This is a genomic window from Mesorhizobium sp. P2_C4 (assembly GCF_056404575.1).
Genome location: NZ_JBFUDT010000008.1, coordinates 231,742 through 247,656 on the forward strand (window position 1 = coordinate 231,742; position 15,915 = coordinate 247,656).

At 59.8% G+C, this 15,915-nt stretch carries 11 protein-coding genes and 1 pseudogene; 10 read left to right on the forward strand and 2 right to left on the reverse strand.

Annotated features, from left to right (window positions below; all coding sequences use genetic code 11):
* Positions 1-5: 5 nt before the first annotated feature.
* The 10 genes and pseudogenes from AC1DX6_RS26180 (at position 6) to AC1DX6_RS26225 (ending at position 12,877) form a co-directional block, all read left to right on the forward strand.
* Positions 6-740 carry a type IV secretion system protein gene (locus AC1DX6_RS26180; RefSeq protein ID WP_477318697.1) on the forward strand — a complete coding sequence of 245 codons (735 nt, stop codon included), beginning with the start codon at positions 6-8 and terminating at the stop codon, positions 738-740.
* A 182-nt stretch (positions 741-922) separates the two neighbouring features.
* Positions 923-1,966: a TrbL/VirB6 family protein gene (locus AC1DX6_RS26185; RefSeq protein WP_477318699.1), complete on the forward strand. Its 1,044-nt coding sequence runs from the start codon at positions 923-925 to the stop codon at positions 1,964-1,966.
* A gap of 83 nt (positions 1,967-2,049) precedes the next feature.
* Positions 2,050-2,757, forward strand: coding sequence for a VirB8 family type IV secretion system protein (locus AC1DX6_RS26190; RefSeq protein WP_477318701.1), 708 nt, complete (start codon positions 2,050-2,052; stop codon positions 2,755-2,757).
* Positions 2,754-3,551 carry a TrbG/VirB9 family P-type conjugative transfer protein gene (locus tag AC1DX6_RS26195; protein ID WP_477318703.1) on the forward strand — a complete coding sequence of 266 codons (798 nt, stop codon included), beginning with the start codon at positions 2,754-2,756 and terminating at the stop codon, positions 3,549-3,551. The genes AC1DX6_RS26190 and AC1DX6_RS26195 overlap by 4 nt, the downstream gene beginning before the upstream one ends.
* Positions 3,551-5,014, forward strand: coding sequence for a type IV secretion system protein VirB10 (gene virB10, locus AC1DX6_RS26200; RefSeq protein ID WP_477318705.1), 1,464 nt, complete (start codon positions 3,551-3,553; stop codon positions 5,012-5,014). The genes AC1DX6_RS26195 and virB10 overlap by 1 nt, the downstream gene beginning before the upstream one ends.
* Complete coding sequence (gene virB11 / locus AC1DX6_RS26205; RefSeq protein WP_477318707.1) at positions 5,011-6,036, forward strand: P-type DNA transfer ATPase VirB11; 1,026 nt, start codon at positions 5,011-5,013, stop codon at positions 6,034-6,036. Before virB10 ends, virB11 begins: the two co-directional genes overlap by 4 nt.
* Before the next feature lie 12 nt (positions 6,037-6,048).
* Positions 6,049-8,199 (forward strand): type IV secretory system conjugative DNA transfer family protein, encoded by a 2,151-nt coding sequence (locus AC1DX6_RS26210; protein WP_477318709.1) that lies wholly within the window; start codon positions 6,049-6,051, stop codon positions 8,197-8,199.
* Between the two features lie 246 nt (positions 8,200-8,445).
* A pseudogene (locus AC1DX6_RS26215) lies at positions 8,446-8,664 on the forward strand (IS91 family transposase); the annotation flags it as partial.
* A gap of 439 nt (positions 8,665-9,103) precedes the next feature.
* A complete protein-coding gene (locus AC1DX6_RS26220; RefSeq protein WP_477318711.1) occupies positions 9,104-12,208 on the forward strand; it encodes an Eco57I restriction-modification methylase domain-containing protein in 3,105 nt (1,034 codons plus the stop codon).
* 60 nt (positions 12,209-12,268) lie between these two features.
* Entirely contained in the window at positions 12,269-12,877 is a 609-nt protein-coding gene (locus AC1DX6_RS26225; RefSeq protein WP_477318713.1) for a Fis family transcriptional regulator, read from the forward strand.
* Positions 12,878-13,026: 149 nt separating this feature from the next.
* On the opposite strand, the gene AC1DX6_RS26230 is transcribed toward AC1DX6_RS26225, so the two are convergent.
* A complete protein-coding gene (locus AC1DX6_RS26230; protein WP_477318715.1) occupies positions 13,027-15,270 on the reverse strand; it encodes a relaxase/mobilization nuclease domain-containing protein in 2,244 nt (747 codons plus the stop codon).
* Positions 15,267-15,674 (reverse strand): plasmid mobilization protein, encoded by a 408-nt coding sequence (locus AC1DX6_RS26235; protein WP_477318717.1) that lies wholly within the window; start codon positions 15,672-15,674, stop codon positions 15,267-15,269. Before AC1DX6_RS26235 ends, AC1DX6_RS26230 begins: the two co-directional genes overlap by 4 nt.
* Positions 15,675-15,915 lie beyond the last annotated feature (241 nt).

The window sequence follows — 15,915 nt, forward strand, 5'->3', positions numbered from 1 at the left end:
CTGACATGAAAAAATTCGCGATTGCTGCCAGTCTGGCGCTTTGGGCAAGCTCGGCCCACGCACAGATTGCCGTCATTGATGGCGCCAATCTCGATGTCGCCCGCAAGAATGCGGACAACACCAACTCCATCATGGATTCGAACAAGGATATCCTGAAAAAGAGCGAGGAGATCCTGCAGGCTCTCAGCGGCAGTCGTGACGGTTCGCTCGGGATCGGACAAATGGGTCTTGGCGGCAACATGTCGATTGCCCAGGCTCCCTCGTTCGGATCGATCCTGAACGGCGGGGCTCTTTCGTTTGGTGGCCTTTCGCCTGAAATCCAGAAAATCGCCGGCGCCGTCATCAATGGGCTGCAGCTGGTGAAGCAGCTCCAGCAGATTGCCGGCAAAGAGACGAGCGCCGTCAACACAGCCTATGGCGGCAGCGTCAACGTGGCCTCGCTGCTAAGCGCGCTGACTTCGCAGGCCTCGCAGGGCGTCACCCAGCGCCAACAGTCCCTGCAATCCGCGAGTGGGCAGATCGGGCAGTCGCAGGACGTCAAGGGATCGGTGGACCAGAACACACGAATGCAGCTGGAAAACGCGCGCGCGGTCAACGAATTGATCGGCGTCCAGAATGGTGCGGTTGCGGCCCTGAATGAGAAGCTGAAGGGAGATCTTCTTCGCCAGAGCCAGGTGCAGAAGATGATGACGCCGCGCAACGTCAATCCGTTCGCGGAATTTGGCAAGAGCGGAGGCTAGCGTTTGTCGAGGCGAGTGCTGCGCATATGCGCTGTGATTGGGCTCGGCGCAGTGCTGGTCGGATGCGCAAATCGCGAACGGAAGGCGCCGTGCGGGCCTTTGGCGTATGCTCACACCGACGAATGCGGCGCGCTAAAACCGGTCAATTCAACGCCGTTCGCCAGCATCATTGACGAGGACCCATGAACGGTCTCGCCGCAAGCATCCTCGGTGGCATTGACAACATCGGCGAGGACTTCGTTCGCACCGTCTATATGCAGTTGGGCAATGCGATGGGCAACGTCTTCACCCTGATGCTGACCCTCTATATCGTGTGGTGGGGCTATTCGATCCTGAGTGGGCGTGAGTCGATTTCGCCAATCGAAGCGGCCTATCGCCTCGGCCGCGCCGTCATCATCTATCTGCTGCTGACCGGATGGGGCACATTTTCCGCGACGATCTATCAGCTCGTGCAAAGCATTCCAGACGAGGTCGGTAAGGTGATCGTCGGCGCCGTGTCGCGGGCCACCGGCAATCAGCTTAGCGACCAGGCGGCAATTCCAGCGCTGATCGACAATCTCTACCAAGGGGCCCAGGACGTAGCCAATCAGGTCTACAGCGGATCCTTCTATGACATTTTTGGTGCGCTCTTGTCGCTGCTCGTCCTGCTGTCTGCCATCATCTTCGCAGCGCTTGCCATTGCCGCGATCATCGCCGCCAAAGTGATGTTGTTCATCACGCTGGCCTTGGCGCCGATATGGATCATCCTTTGGCTTTACCGATGGTCCTCGCGCATGAGCGAAGGCTTTCTTTCGCTCACCACCTTCCTGATGATCCAGCAAATCCTGATCTACGGCTTTCTCGGTTTCTACTTCTCGCTCGTCAATGCGGCGCTGAACACCGCCACGTCCGGCGGAGCGACCATGGACAGCAAGATGTCGCTGGTGCTGCCCCTGGTGCTGGTGACGATCATCGGCATCTACGTTCTCATGCAGATACCCTCGATTGCTTCGATCCTGAATGGCGGCGGGTATCTCAGCGCCGTGGGAGCATACAATCCTTATAGAAACTTCGGCAGCAATGCCGTGCGCTATTCCGGCGCGCGATGGGCCGCAGGCCGCGCCGCTCGTGGCGCCCGGCAGCTCGCGACAAACAGTTTTCGATCTTCGCGAGCAGCAAGGGCCGATGCCGCAACCCGGACCGCTATCCAGCAAGGTGCGCGCGATAACGCCAGGCCTCTGGCCTAGAACACAAGAACTGTCACCGATCGCGGCCCTCGATCGGATCGGGATCGTCGCGCAAACGAGGCAATACTAAAGTGTCAATCTCAATGGAAACACCTGCTAGCAGCAGCCGCGAACTCGTCGACAAGCGCTATTACAGGGCAGGCGCGACCTGGGAAGACGACACGCACAGGTCAATGCGCCGATCGCGTACATTGGCGTGGGTCGTCAGCGGCATTTCGGGACTGGTTGCTGTGCTGTCGCTGCTGGCGCTCGTGCTGATCCTGCCACTCCGGCAGTTCGAACCGTACGTTGTAGAGGTCGACAAATCGACGGGCTACCTCGAGATCATGCGCGCGCTCAAGCCTGGAGATTTATCGCAGAACGAGGCCGTCACGGCGGCCAATCTTGTGCGCTACATCAGGGCCCGCGAAACCTATGATTCCCGTGAACTGAAACAGAATTACGACCTGGCACAGCTCTATTCGACCGACGCCGCATCCAAGGATTTGACATGGCTTTTCACGCCTGCAAACCCGCAATCGCTTGACAAGATTTTTGGCCGCAGTGTCACTGTCTCGGTCGAGATCAAATCGGTTTCCCTGCTCAATCGCAACACAGCCTCGGTGCGCTTTGCCACGACGACGCGGCGGGACAATTCGTCCACGGCCGACAATTGGGTGGCGGTGATAAAATTCCGCTACACCTCAACGCCGCTCAAGAACGAATGGCGTTTCGACAACCCGTTGGGATTTCAGGTTACGGATTACCGCCGCGACCAGGAATCGGCGCCGGCGGCGGGGAGGCTGCAATGAGACGGCGCGCGGGCCTCGCCCTGTCGGCCGCCCTTCTGCTCGGCGCGATACACAGCGCGGCCGCACGCGACGGCCGCATCCGATATGTCACCTTCAACAACGACGACGTGACGTCGGTGCGCGCCGCTCTTGGGATTTCCACGATGGTCGAGCTCAGCCCGACCGAAGTCATCGAAACCGTGTCGGCTGGCGATACGAAAGGCTGGTCGATCATCCCCAAACGCGGATCGCGGTTCCTCTTCGTCAAGCCGCTGGAGCGCGATGCGTGGACCAACGTCAACGTGGTCACCAACCGGCGCGTCTATTCCCTGCTGCTGCAGGCGACCGACAATAGTCGTGACCGGGCATCCTTCCAGGTCCGGTTCAAATACCCGGACGAGGATATCAACACGCGCCTGCTCTCACAGGCTAAGGAGAGCGCCGCCGATCCGGACTTGAAAGATCTGAATTATGCCGACCTCAACTACGACTATGCCTACAAGGGCGATGACAGCCTGAAGCCGCGCACCGTATTCGACGACGGCACCAAGGTGTTTCTGGAGTTCAAGGGCGACATTCCGGCAATCTTCGTTGTCGACGACAAGCGTCAGGAGTCGCTGGTCAACGTTCGCACGCAGGGCAAATACACCGTCATCGACAAGGTCGCACGGCAATTCACCTTGCGGGCCGATGGCAAGACGCTCTGCCTCTACAACCGCGCGCGACCCAACCCCATCGATCCCGTCGAGCAAGTCTACGGTCCAACGAAACTGACAGGCGGGTCCACCCTGTTCGGATCCAGCGGAGGGCGCTGATGTCCCAGATCGATTATAACCAACTGGACGGCAGCCCAACGGTCGCGCGCCGTGGTGCGGGTGTGGGTACCAGGATCGCCCTGGTGAGCCTCGGCGTAGTGCTGGTAGGCGCGCTGATATGGCTGAACTGGCCCCGGGAGCCGGTATCGCGCGATGTTCGCAGCGATGGCGAGGAAAGCTTCAATCCGCCAGAGTTTCGCCCGCCGGCGTTGAACGAACCGCCGCAACCTGCCGACGGCACGATCGACCAGATTGTGGTGCCGCCACCGGCTGACGACCAGAACGGCGCTCAGCAAGCCGGTAATGTCGATCAGACCGTGCAGGAGGGCGCCGATCTCGATGCCCAGCGACGCGCGCTGGAGGCGCAAATGGCGGCCGAGGAGGCACGCCGCAAGGCTGAGGCGGAAGAAGCCCGACGCAAGGCGGCGGTTGAGGACGAGGCTCGTCGTAAAGCGGAGGCGGCCGAGCATGAAAAAGCGGTGTGGGAACGTCTGCGGTCGAACCAGATGGTGACGAATGATCAAACCGGCTCGACAGATGTCGGCGCCCAGGCGGCGCAAGTCGAAATCGCGCCTGACGGTCAGATCGCCCCGGTCCCCGGCGCCGACAGTGATCCCAACAAGGCCTTCCTGGCGCAGTCCGAGGCAAGTTCTTCCGACATCGTCAAAGCCAGGGCATTCCGACGCACCGATGCGTTGATCCCTGAAGGAACGAGCATTCGCGGCTACTTGGAAACCGCCATCAACACCGACCTTCCCGGTGCCGTGCGCGCTGTCGTGCGTGAGGATGTCTTCTCGCTCGACGGCAGGCGGATCCTCATTCCGAAGGGCTCGCGCCTGACCGGAGAATACCGCTCAGGGCTCGCGCGTGGTCAGAAGCGTGTTTTCATCGTCTGGAGCAGGGTCATCCGCTCGGACGGCATTTCCGTCGATATCAAGTCGCCTGGCGCAGACGCGCTCGGTCGCGGTGGCATGGGCGGCCGCGTCGATACGCACTGGGTTGAACGGTACGGCAACGCCATCATGCTTTCCGTCGTTGGTGGCGTCTCTGAATATCTGTCCTCGCTTGGCAATAGCGGCCAGGGTGCACAACAGCGCCAGGTGTCGACGATCGATCCCGCGACCGGTCAGACCACGACCGTAACTTATGGTGGCAATGGCTCGCAGCGCGACGCCCGCGGTATCGCCTTCGATAAGTCATCGACCGCCTTGCAACAGCTCGCGCAAGAGGCGTTTCGCGATACGCAGAATATCGGCCCGACGGTCTACGTCGACCAAGGCACATCGATTGTCGTGCTGGTGCGGCGAGACCTCGATTTCTCGGACCTATACGCCGATCCCGTTCAGGAAGAAGTTGCACGAATGAAGGCAGGCGGGCGGCCGAAGACCGCGATCGATCCGACGCCTCTCTACGCGACGCCGAAGGATCATTTTTATCCCGGCTATGGGAGCCCGGTGAAATGAACGCCGTGCATCCCCTCCCCGACCCTTGGGCAAGAGCCCCGGTCCTGCGCGCTCATCTGGAGCCAATATGGTCCTATTTGAACGAAAACTCGGTTTCCGAGATTGCGATCAACAGGCCAGGTGAATTGTTCATCGAACGCCTCGGCGCCAAGGAAATGGAGCACGTCGTCAAGCGCGAGGTCACGCCCGGCTGGATCCGCAACATCTCGACGGGTGTCGCCTCGGCGACAAATCAGGTCATCAACGAAGAAAAACCGGTCCTGTCGGCAGCACTACCCTCAGGCGAGCGCATCCAATGCATCTTGCCGCCGGCGGCTCCCGAAGGCGGGGCGATCTCAATCCGCAAACAGGTCATCATGGATATGAGCCTTGATGCCTACAAGGATCGTGGCGCATTCGAGAACACGGCGATGGGCAGCGGCCTGGCACTTTCAACCGAAGAAAAGCGACTTGTCGAAATGCTGCAGGACACCTCGCCGATGGAGTTCCTGCAGTATGCGGTGCGCAACCGCGTCTCGATAGTCGTTTCAGGCGGCACGTCGACCGGCAAGACGACGTTCTTGAATGCACTCCTGAAGGAGATCCCGGCTCATGAACGGATCATCACGATCGAAGACACCCGCGAACTGAGGCTGCCGGCTCCCAACAACGTCACCCTGATAACCTCGAAGGGCGACCAGGGCCTTGCCAAAGTCTCCGCGCAACAGCTTCTCGAAGCCTCGCTTCGAATGCGACCCGACCGTCTGTTGTTGGGCGAGTTGCGCGGCGCTGAAACCTTTGCGTTTCTCCAGGCGATCAACACCGGCCATCCGGGCTCGCTCACGACCGTTCATGCCAATTCCGCCCGGTCCGCCTACGAGCGGCTGGCGCTCATGGTCATGCAGGGCAGTACGGGGCTCTCGCGGAGTGAAATCCTCGACTACCTGCGCGAGGTCATTCCGGTGGTCGTCCAGATGGTCCGCAGTGAAGGCGGACGGCGCGGCATCAGCGAGATCAAGTTCACCAAGGCCGAGACGATCTAGCGGGGCCTATCCATGCAGAAAATCGCAACAGCAATTTTCATGGTGCTCATGGCCATGGCCATGGGCGCCCTGCTCTTCACGGTCGCCTATGTCGCGACAGATTGGTACCGGACTGGCTCCCACGTCCTGTTTGACCAGCTGAACGCCAACCCCTTGCCGGTCGTTCGTCAGGCCTGGGCTGACGTGACCGCGAGAAATTTTGACCGCGTGCAATACGCCGTTGCAGCAGGAGCATTGGGGTTTCTCTTGCCGCTGGTAAGCTTGTTTCTCATGCGGCCGAGAAAACGCAATGACTCTCGCTTCATGACCATGAGCGATGTATCGAAAACCGGTCTGACAAAAGTTGGCGGCGTCTTCGTCGGCCGAGCCGGCGGCAGGCTTGCCGAAATTCTGTCGCCCGGCCGCGATCAGCGCTCCGGCAAGATCCGTTTGACGCAGCGCAGGCTGATCGGCGGCAAGAAATTGTGGATTAATGGCGATGATGTCGGCGGCTTCGTCATAGGGCCGCCGCGCTCCGGTAAGGGCACGTCGCTCATCATCCCGAACGCCTTGACCTGGCCGCATTCGCTGGTGGTTCTCGACCTGCGGGGCGAGACCTATGCGGCGACTGCTGGTTACCGTTCAACCATCAGCCGCGTGGTGCGTTTCGCGCCGGCTGATCCGGACGGCAATACCGCATGCTACAATCCGATGGACTTCATCTCGCTGGACTCAGCACAGCGCGACATCGACCTTCGCAACATCGCTGCGGCATTGTTTCCGCGCCCCCCTTCGAACGCGGATCCCTATTGGGTCAACGATGCCCGCCTCCTCTTTACCGGCATAGCATCCTTCGTCATGGAATCGCCTGCGATCCCGAACGAGAAGAAGACCTTCGCCGCAATCCTCGAGACAATGAACGGCGCCGAGCTGCCGCTGCTGGAATTCATCGGCTCGCTACGCGAGGAACGCCGCCGCGAATGTTCGCATTTCACGCTGCAAACCCTGCTGCCATATTTCGAAATGTCTGAGCGGCAGTTTTCCGGAATCTACGCCGGCGTGCGGACCGGCATGGCCCCCTTTCTCAACGAGCGCTTGATGCGAGCTACCTCGCGCAGCACGTTCGATATTCGCAAACTCAAGCGCGAGCGGATCTCTCTTTATCTCGACGTGCGGCGCGAGCAGATCACCTCGCTTGGACCGTTGTTCAATGTCCTGATTACGCAGATGATGAACTTCATGTCGGAAACTATGCCGCGTCCGGACGAGCATCCGGTGCTTGTGCTGCTCGACGAGTTCCAGAACCTCGGCAAGCTCGAGAACGTGACCGAAATGGCCAGCGTGCTTGGCGGCAACGGCGTTTCCATGTGGTTTTTCGTGCAGTCGCTGAAGGCCGTAGACGATATCTATCGCCAGGAAGGGCGCAAGACGCTCATCAACGCTGCTCGCGTGCAGATCTTTTTCGGCGCGCAGGACGCGGACGATCTGCGCTACGTTTCCGAGCAGCTCGGCGAAACGTCGGACGTGCAAAAGGACGTGACGCGCACCAAGGCAACGTTGTTCGACACTTATTACACTCGCTCCGAGCACCGCAAGGAAGTGCGGCGGCCCCTGATGCGGCCAGATGAAATCCGCACCCTCGACCAGAACAAGGTCATCATATTGCCGCGTGGCGAACTGCCGATCCTCGGCACCCGCAATTTCTATTTCGCTGACGGCCAGCTAGCCAAACGCGCGTTCATGCCCCTGCCCGCCTCTGTCGAGGTTTCGCGCGCGAAAAGACCTGCGTTGGACGCTTCCGCGGCGGTTCCATCTCCTGCGCTCCCGACGATTGTGCCGACAGCATCTGCCTACCGCTCAGGCCTCTTGCAAACGCGCCTGCGGCGCGGCGCGACATTTGCCGCAAAAGCCGGCCGTTTAGCTCCGCCGCCGGGCCGGCGCGCAAGCGTAAGAGAACGGCTGAAAGCAACAGACGCTGCAGCCGTACCGGATAATCCCGCCATAGATTTTTCCGCTTTGGCGGCCAAAGCGGTGACAACACGCATAGCGCCCGACAAGGAAGCGGCAGTTGCGGCGATCCTGAACAAGGTGCGGTCCCTACGCGCCAATGCATCCGACACCGAGACTTTCGATCGAAATCTGAGCATCGTTGAAGATGCTTTGCCTGATCTAGTCGATGGGTAGGCTGGCATTCCAATTCGGCGGAAGGTCATTGTCTACCCTGACCTTGTCGCACACGTCATGGCGGCGGAGGACATTGCCGCGCGTTTCGGGTAGTGCCGAGGTCTGAATCGACAAGATCACACGGCGCGAAATCGTCGTCGATATTGTGCCTTGACCGGCCTATTAGGGATCCGCCGCGTCGAGTTCAATCGCAAATCCCGCGTCGATCGCGCGCTTCTTCGCGACGAGATCACTAAGTTCCCAATCAGCGCCGGTTCCGCTGGCAAGGCCAGCCTAGCGCTGGCGCGCGAAACTGCTAGGCGTCGTCGCGGGCCCGAGGCGGGCAACCCCGACGAACCGGACGACTTTCACACGCCATGCCCCTGCAGTGGCGGACGCCTAATTGTCATCGAGGTGTTCGAACGGCGGAAGCAACCACGTCGACCGCCAGATGCGACGCCGACAAACCGGGAGAGGTGTCCATGAGCCGGCATGGCATCATCCAGCGTTCAGCCGCAGGCACCAGCGCCCGGCAACGGGTTCACGCGTGTCATTGTGCTTATCAATGTCGACAGGGCCGCAGCCGCGTGCCGGGCCGGCAGTACCGCCCGGAGAGAACAAGCCTGTCCGCATCACTCCGCGCCTGCCGGCGGCGGTCATGCATCCCTGACATCAGCCGAAATCAAAAACCCCCATAGCTATCGACTGTGGCCCACAGGTTCCTTCCTCGGGAACTTCCGCACGCTTGCCGGCGCCCAAGACTCTTGACGGATGCGGACCGGGGCTAGTGGCATCGTCTTGCGAAATAGCGGACGTCAAGCTACGGCCAAACTGGGTTACACTATGAACAATCGATTTGTTCCATGATGGTGTATGAGGTGTGCGAGGGCCTCGGTGATTCACTTGGGGACGTTTGGGGGTGTTTGTGGCCGAACTGGCGACCTTGTCCGACTGGCTAGACAATTTAGGCTATTCGGCTGAAGCCTCCTCGCTCCATCGCTCGGTGGATGGTGTCCCGCGTCGTCATCCTTATGCAAGAGAGTTAGGGGCGCTTCTCGATCCAGCCGGCGACATCCGAGCTCAGGCCGTCTTCGCGGTCGATGGTACGCCCACCGTCGTCTTTGTTGGTCAGTCGGGCGGGCCGCTGTCGAAAGTGGAAGTTGATGGGATCAGAAAGCGGATCTGGAACCAAAACCTAGCGAGCATTGTCGTTGAGATTCACGGAAAGTCAGCGCTTGCGTTGCCCGCAAGCAAGCTCGATGACGACACCGATCAAATTAGACTTGATCTGGATGACGCTCGCCCGGACGGGCCGCTGTCGGCGCGCGACGTAAAGGGTGCTGACCTGGCGACAAGGCGCCCAGAATGGTTCAAGCTGACCAGTCGGGTTGATCATAAGCTCATCCACAACATCAGTGTTGTCATTCGAGAATTGACCGAGGATGGGTTTTCATCGGGCCGTACCAAGCAGGCCTTGCAGTTCGGCGGTCAGTTGCTTGTGGGGCAGCTTCTGTTTGTGTCCTACCTCGAACATAGAGGCATCGTCGGCGAGACGTATCGAGAGCGTCGGGGCGTAGAGCCACTGCACCACCTAATCGCGCAGGCCAATCGTAGCGGCATCGCCCATCTTATTGACTGCCTGCAGGATGATTTTAATGGCGACTTTCTCGGTCAGGATCGTCATGACTTCTGGAAGGAGCTCAATACGAAGGGTTTCGGCACGCTCAATGAGTTTCTCAAGCGGACAGATATGTCGAGTGGTCAGGGCTCCTTCTGGAACTATGACTTCAGCTTCATTCCTGTTGAATTGCTCTCAAGCTTGTACGAGTCCTTCCTAGTAGAGGAGCAGAAGAAGGTCGAGGGTGCTTTTTACACGCCCCGGAACCTTGCTGTGCTTGCTGTTGATCAAGCGCTAGCGGCGAGCCCTGATCACTGCAACGCTACTATATTCGATGGGGCCTGTGGTTCGGGAATCCTGTTAACAACGGCGTTGCGACGCTTGATTTTAGCCCACGAAGACAGGCTGGGGCGTTCAACCAATCTCAGCGAGCGCCGGGACATTCTCACTACGCAGATTTTCGGAGGCGACACCAACCGTATGGCGGGCCGTGTCACCGCCTTCAGTCTTTATTTGTCGTTGCTTGAGGATCTGGCGCCCAAAGACATCCTGGATGCACAGGAAGCACATGCGGCACGGCTTCCGAGCCTAGCTAACAAGAACTTGATTTGCAGACCTGCCGGGAATTATTTTTCGCGAAGGCATCCCTTCTCGGGTCTGCATTTTGATATCATTATCTCCAATCCACCTTGGGTCGAAGCCAAAGGCGGAAAGGTGACGCAAGCCGATTTCTGGGCCAGCGCGCGCAAACTCAAGATCGTGCGTCGACAGATGGCGGCCGCTTTCTCCTTGCGCGCTCGAGATTTTGTCAAGACTGGCGGGATCGTTTGTCTGATCCTGCCCATACCGCTTCTACTCGGCGAAATGTCGCGCATTTTCGTCTCCACCTTGTTCCGGTTGATCCGCCCAGTTCACATCATCAACTTCGGTGACCTGCAGCAGCTGCTGTTTCCGACGGCAGAGAACACGTGCCATGTTTTCGTCGGTGAGGCACGTGCGCCCGACGAACAGCCTACGTTCGCAGAGACCTTCGCCTACAGCGTCCCGAAGGCTGACCTTAGCCTCTCGATGGGGCGCCTCAGCCTGCAGTCTTCAGATCGGCACAGACTCCTCACCAACGAGGTAATCGCAGACCATGGCATTCTGACGAACTATATGTGGGGCGACGCAAACGATGTGGCCCTCATAGCGCGGCTGGGGTCGTATGGCCGCATTGAAGATTTGCTCGGCCAGCGCATCGATGGCCAGCCTGGTTGGGGCTCGCGCAAGGGCATCCACCTTGTGGATGCGACACGTGAACCTGTCAACGCCAGTCCCCTTTTTGACTATCCATTCTACACCACCGTTCAGCTCAACGGCGATACCCCGGTAAGAGCCGGCGCGGAGCCTGGTCGCTGGCCTCAGCAACATAGGCAAGTCGTCGGCCTCGATCAAAACGTGCTCTCAATATTTGATGGCCCGCGTGTGCTGTTCGCCGATGGATTCGCAAAGGATGATTTGACACCGCGTGCCGTATTCCTTGAGGGGAAGGGCGCATTTACGAGTAGCGTCGGCGTCATCTCCGGGCCGAAGCAGGATGCTGATCTTCTGCGCTTCCTCGCCGTCTATCTGCGATCCACACTGGTTCGCTATTTCATGATGATGTCGAACGCCAAGATGCTCACTGAGCGGAACGGCATTCACCTGTCAGACCTAAATCAGTTCCCATTTTTCAGACCGCGAGAGGCTCCGGATCCGTTAAGGGCTCATGCTGTTCTCAAAGCGGTTGCTGAGGAAACTCGGGTATTGGAGCGTCTTCCCGACGGCGCGCGGGCTGACCACTATAAGGGGCGCTACGATTGGCTCGATGACCTTGTTTTCAGGTATTTCGGTCTCGATGATCACGACGTCATGGCGGTGCGCGAGACCGTGAAGGTGTTAATGCCAGCCATCCGTCCTCGCAGCATGTCGAGACTACGCGAGATTTCGCGCGATCGTGTGGGCACAGATGATGTGAAAGATTATTCTGAAGCGCTTCTTATGGCGCTATCATCTTGGAGGGACGCGTCCGGCGGAAAAGGCAAGTTCCATGTCAGCACCTTCAGTACAAGCTCTGCGGAACCGGGAGCCATCGGGGTCGCCAAGATCGAATATGACGACAGTCAGGGGGCGTTAGACAGCGCACATTCAAAAGTTGATGCGGATCTGGTACAGGCACTCCTTGCCCAGATAGAGCACACCGATGTTGTTGGTCCTCGTGAGACCGAGGGCATTAACTTCATGCCAGCAGTCGAAATCTGGTTCGACAGCAAATTCTATATCGCTCGCCCGCTACAGCGCCGCAACTGGACAGGGCGGATGGCACTGCGCGACGCCGAACGCCTAGTCGAAGCAGTTCGCCAGAGCGGCGACACGAACAAGTTGCTGGTCTGAATGTCTCACCCAGATTGGCTCGCAGCGTTTCCGCTGCCACACATTCAACGAGCCGCTGAGGTGGTGTTCGACGCCTGGACTGATCTGTCCTCCTTCGAGCGGGCCAACTTCAACAAACGGTCCAAAGAACCCCAACTTACTAAGGTGATCACTGATCGGGCGAAGTCGCTGGGCCGCAGCCGGGGCATTCAGGGGTCATGGCTACCCGAAGTGGTCTGGAATGTGGTCGATCCTTGCACTGGTGAAATCAGGGAAGAACGCAGGACCGATATTTTGTTCGCGTGGAACAACGAGCAGATGACCATTCAGTTGGTCTTCGAGTTCAAGCGTCTCAAGAAAGGAAAGACGTCTCGGAATGCCTATCTTGGAGACAGTGGTCTCGAGCGGTTTGTCACCGGTCAATACAGTGCCGGGCAGTCTGTCGCTTTGATGTGCGGCGTGCTGCTCGACGACCATGCTAACATCGTGCCCGGCATTCGCTTGGCGCTCGATGGGCTGGTTACCCATCTTGCCATGGTGGCGCATACAAGCGGCGGCTATCAGCATTCTCCGTCCTCACTATTTCCTCCTGCCGCCGAATTTGACACGGAACACACTCGCCCAGCCTCACTTGCCTCTCCTCACGGGACAATTCGCATAGCGCATGTCTTTCTAGAGTTTGACTACTGAAGAGCGAGGCAATCCCGGCCCGCACCAGGCGTCGGCTCTCTCTTTACCCAACGTCCGCGATGCGGCGCATTGCTCCATCCCTGACAATTGTTGTGAGGAGAGCGATATTTCGATCGACCTCTGCGGAAGGACGCCAGGTCGGCTCTTGCTCAGCGCTCGTAATCGTTATCGTTTGAGCGCTGGGTTTTACGGTCCTGCTCTTCCGACTGCCGCGCCTTCTGTTTGTTTGCGTCCTTCTGCTTGGCTCTCACCTTCTCCTGCTCGGTGCCCGTGCGCGGCTCAACCGGCTGGCGGGGATCGTCCCGAGTTGGGAGGTCTCGCCCGCGTGCCTCGCGCTCGGGGATTGGCTCCTCGCCGCCACCACCACGACGCTGTTGCTGCCGCTCGAATTGCAGCCGCGCGAGACGGTCGTGCATCTTGTCGTTGACCTCTTCACGATACTGTTCGAACTGTCCTTGATGCGCCGGCGGCAGCGTCTCACGCATGTTGTCCAGAGCCTGATTGACGCGGGCCATCTGACGCCGCATCTCCAAGGGGGTTTGCGCCATGTTCAAATCTCCTATCAGTGCATTCAATTCTCTCATACCGGGATGGGACAGGAAAGACTTCTGCCCCGATTGATCGGCTCCGCGATCCGCGGCAGGGCTTGGTCGCCCATCCCCTGCCCGCTCGCCACGGAACCGCAGCAAATTGTTGCCGATCGACTCCGCCGCCGTGAGAGCCTGACCGACTATGCCCGCGGTCCGCATCGTCGTCACAGTCTTTTGCCATGCGGCAGCGATTGCATCGCCGTTAACGACAAGGGATTGCCCATCGATACGGCGTTGCCGCTTGGCCTCCACCCGCTCGACCGTCCTGGCGCTCACCTGGTAGCGCGGATCGCTCTGGGCGCGGCTGTAGGCTCCGGCATGCTCCTTCGTGAACGGCCGCGTCATCGCATGGTCCATGCGCCGCGTCGCCACCATCGCAATGCCGTTCTCGCGTGCCTTTTCTGCAAAGGTCTCGCGCCAGGCGGCGAGATCCGGCTTGTAGAATTTCAGGCGCTCGCCGTCAGCTGACCGTGCCTGCACCATCGCATGGATATGGACGTGCTTGGTGTCTTTATGATGCGCCAGGACGAACTTGTATCCAGGCGCGCGCTCCTCGAGCACGGCGCGCGCCGCAGCCATGACGGCGTTCGCATCGGTGCCTGCCCTTGCCGAGAAAAGCAGGTGATAGGCATTGCGGCGCTCACGCCCTGAAAACTGCGGGCGCCATTGTTCATAGACCGAAGCCGCCGCCTTAGCGGCATTCTTCGCCTCGGGTACATGCTCGCCATTTGCGTGGCGAACCTGGTTGTGGGTGCGGATGAACTTCTGCAGGAAATATTTTGCTTTGGGTTCACGGCTGACGGCCGCCGTTACCTCTGCCTTGGCTACTACCCCAGCCACACCCATCGCGTCAGACAAGCGAGCCTCGATCTTGTCGAGCGCCTTGCTGCGCGAGTTATCCCGACCGCCGGCCAAGACTCTTGCTAGCGGTCCAGCCCGCTCATCGGTGTGCGCGTAAACCTGCACCGTCTGTCCGTCCTGAGCATAGATGAACGGTTTTGCCCCGAAGGCCTTATTCAGCGCCTCGCTCAAGGCGGCATCGGTGACGTGGCCGGCGAGCTCGAAACGAACCTCGAGAAAATTGGTGTTTTCCAGGGGCGGTTCGAACGTCTCGCAAAAGGTCTCCAGGAACGCTTTTCGTGCGCCGCCTGTCGCAAGGACCTGCCCATCCTCGTCAAAAATCTCGATGTCGTGTTTCTCGCCTTTTTCGTCCTCGCGCTTCCCGATGTAATTGAGCAGCCGAGCGGCCGCTTCCCTGGTCGACGGAGGGTTGGGCATGATTTTAAACACAGCAGGCTGCGCACCCGCCGCATAGCCTGCCCGTGCCGCCACGGCCCGCGCCTGATAGACCGCCTGCACCGCTCGTCCCGTACCGCTCGGGCGACCTGCATCACGGCCACCACGGCCGCCGCGTCGCTTCCAGTCTTCCTCCTCCTCTTCCGGCCGGAAACCGGCAAGTGTGGCGCCATAGATCATGATCGGCGCGCTAGCGGCCTTGGGCGAGCTCGCAGCAGCAATGGACTTCGGAGCACTGCTGGACATCGAACTCCCCGCCGCCCCCAATCCTCCCGGCGACGAACGAGGGGCGTTCCTGCCGCCACCTACGGTCGAGCCGGCTTGACCTTGCCCGAGAAGTCCGCCGCCACCGGTCCGATCATAACTCTTCATCGCCTGGAATTCACCGGCCTCGCGTCGGGCGCCCGTCGCGGACTTGTCGTCGTCCAGGTCCTCGCGCTTCACGCCGGACCCGCCTCGAAGATAGCGTTCGATTTCGGCCGCGTAGCCAGCAAGACGACCACTCAAGGCCTGGCCTCCCTCGCCTTGTGGGACCCGCCAGTCATCGCCTTCAGTTCGTCGCGGAACTGCCGCACCAGGTCGCCGACGGCGATCAACGCCTGCTCAAGATCCTCATCATGGGCAACACGGCCGTCGTTCATGGCGCGCACGGCTTGATTGAAATTGACGCCGACGCGCCGCAGCTGATCGGTCATGTCCACGATCGCCGGCCGCAACGCCTCTGACGCGATAGGCAGATGCCCGACCTCTGCCCGCACGAGACGCCGGACGACCTCGCTGACAGTAACGCCGTCCCGCTCCGCAATAGCTTTGAGGTCGGCCAGCTCGTCAGCCGAAAATCGGATGTGCGTCACCTCGCCATAGCGTCGTGACGCGCTCTTCACCACTGCTTTCTGGGCGTCTGCATCCATCTCTCAAGCCCGCTTGCGGGCGCTAAGGCCCGACAGGGCCGCGCCGCCTATTTTGTGTGTATCACAAAATAGGCTATCCTGCCAATAGGAAGTCAGAGGAATGAAAATTACGGGCGCGCGGTTTTCTCCGGCCAGTTGTGAGCGGCAGCAGCGCGGGCGAAATGTTCCCATCGTGATTTGATGCGATGTGTCTATGATGCGTTGGCGACTTGTATCCATGTTAACATGGATACAAGTCGCC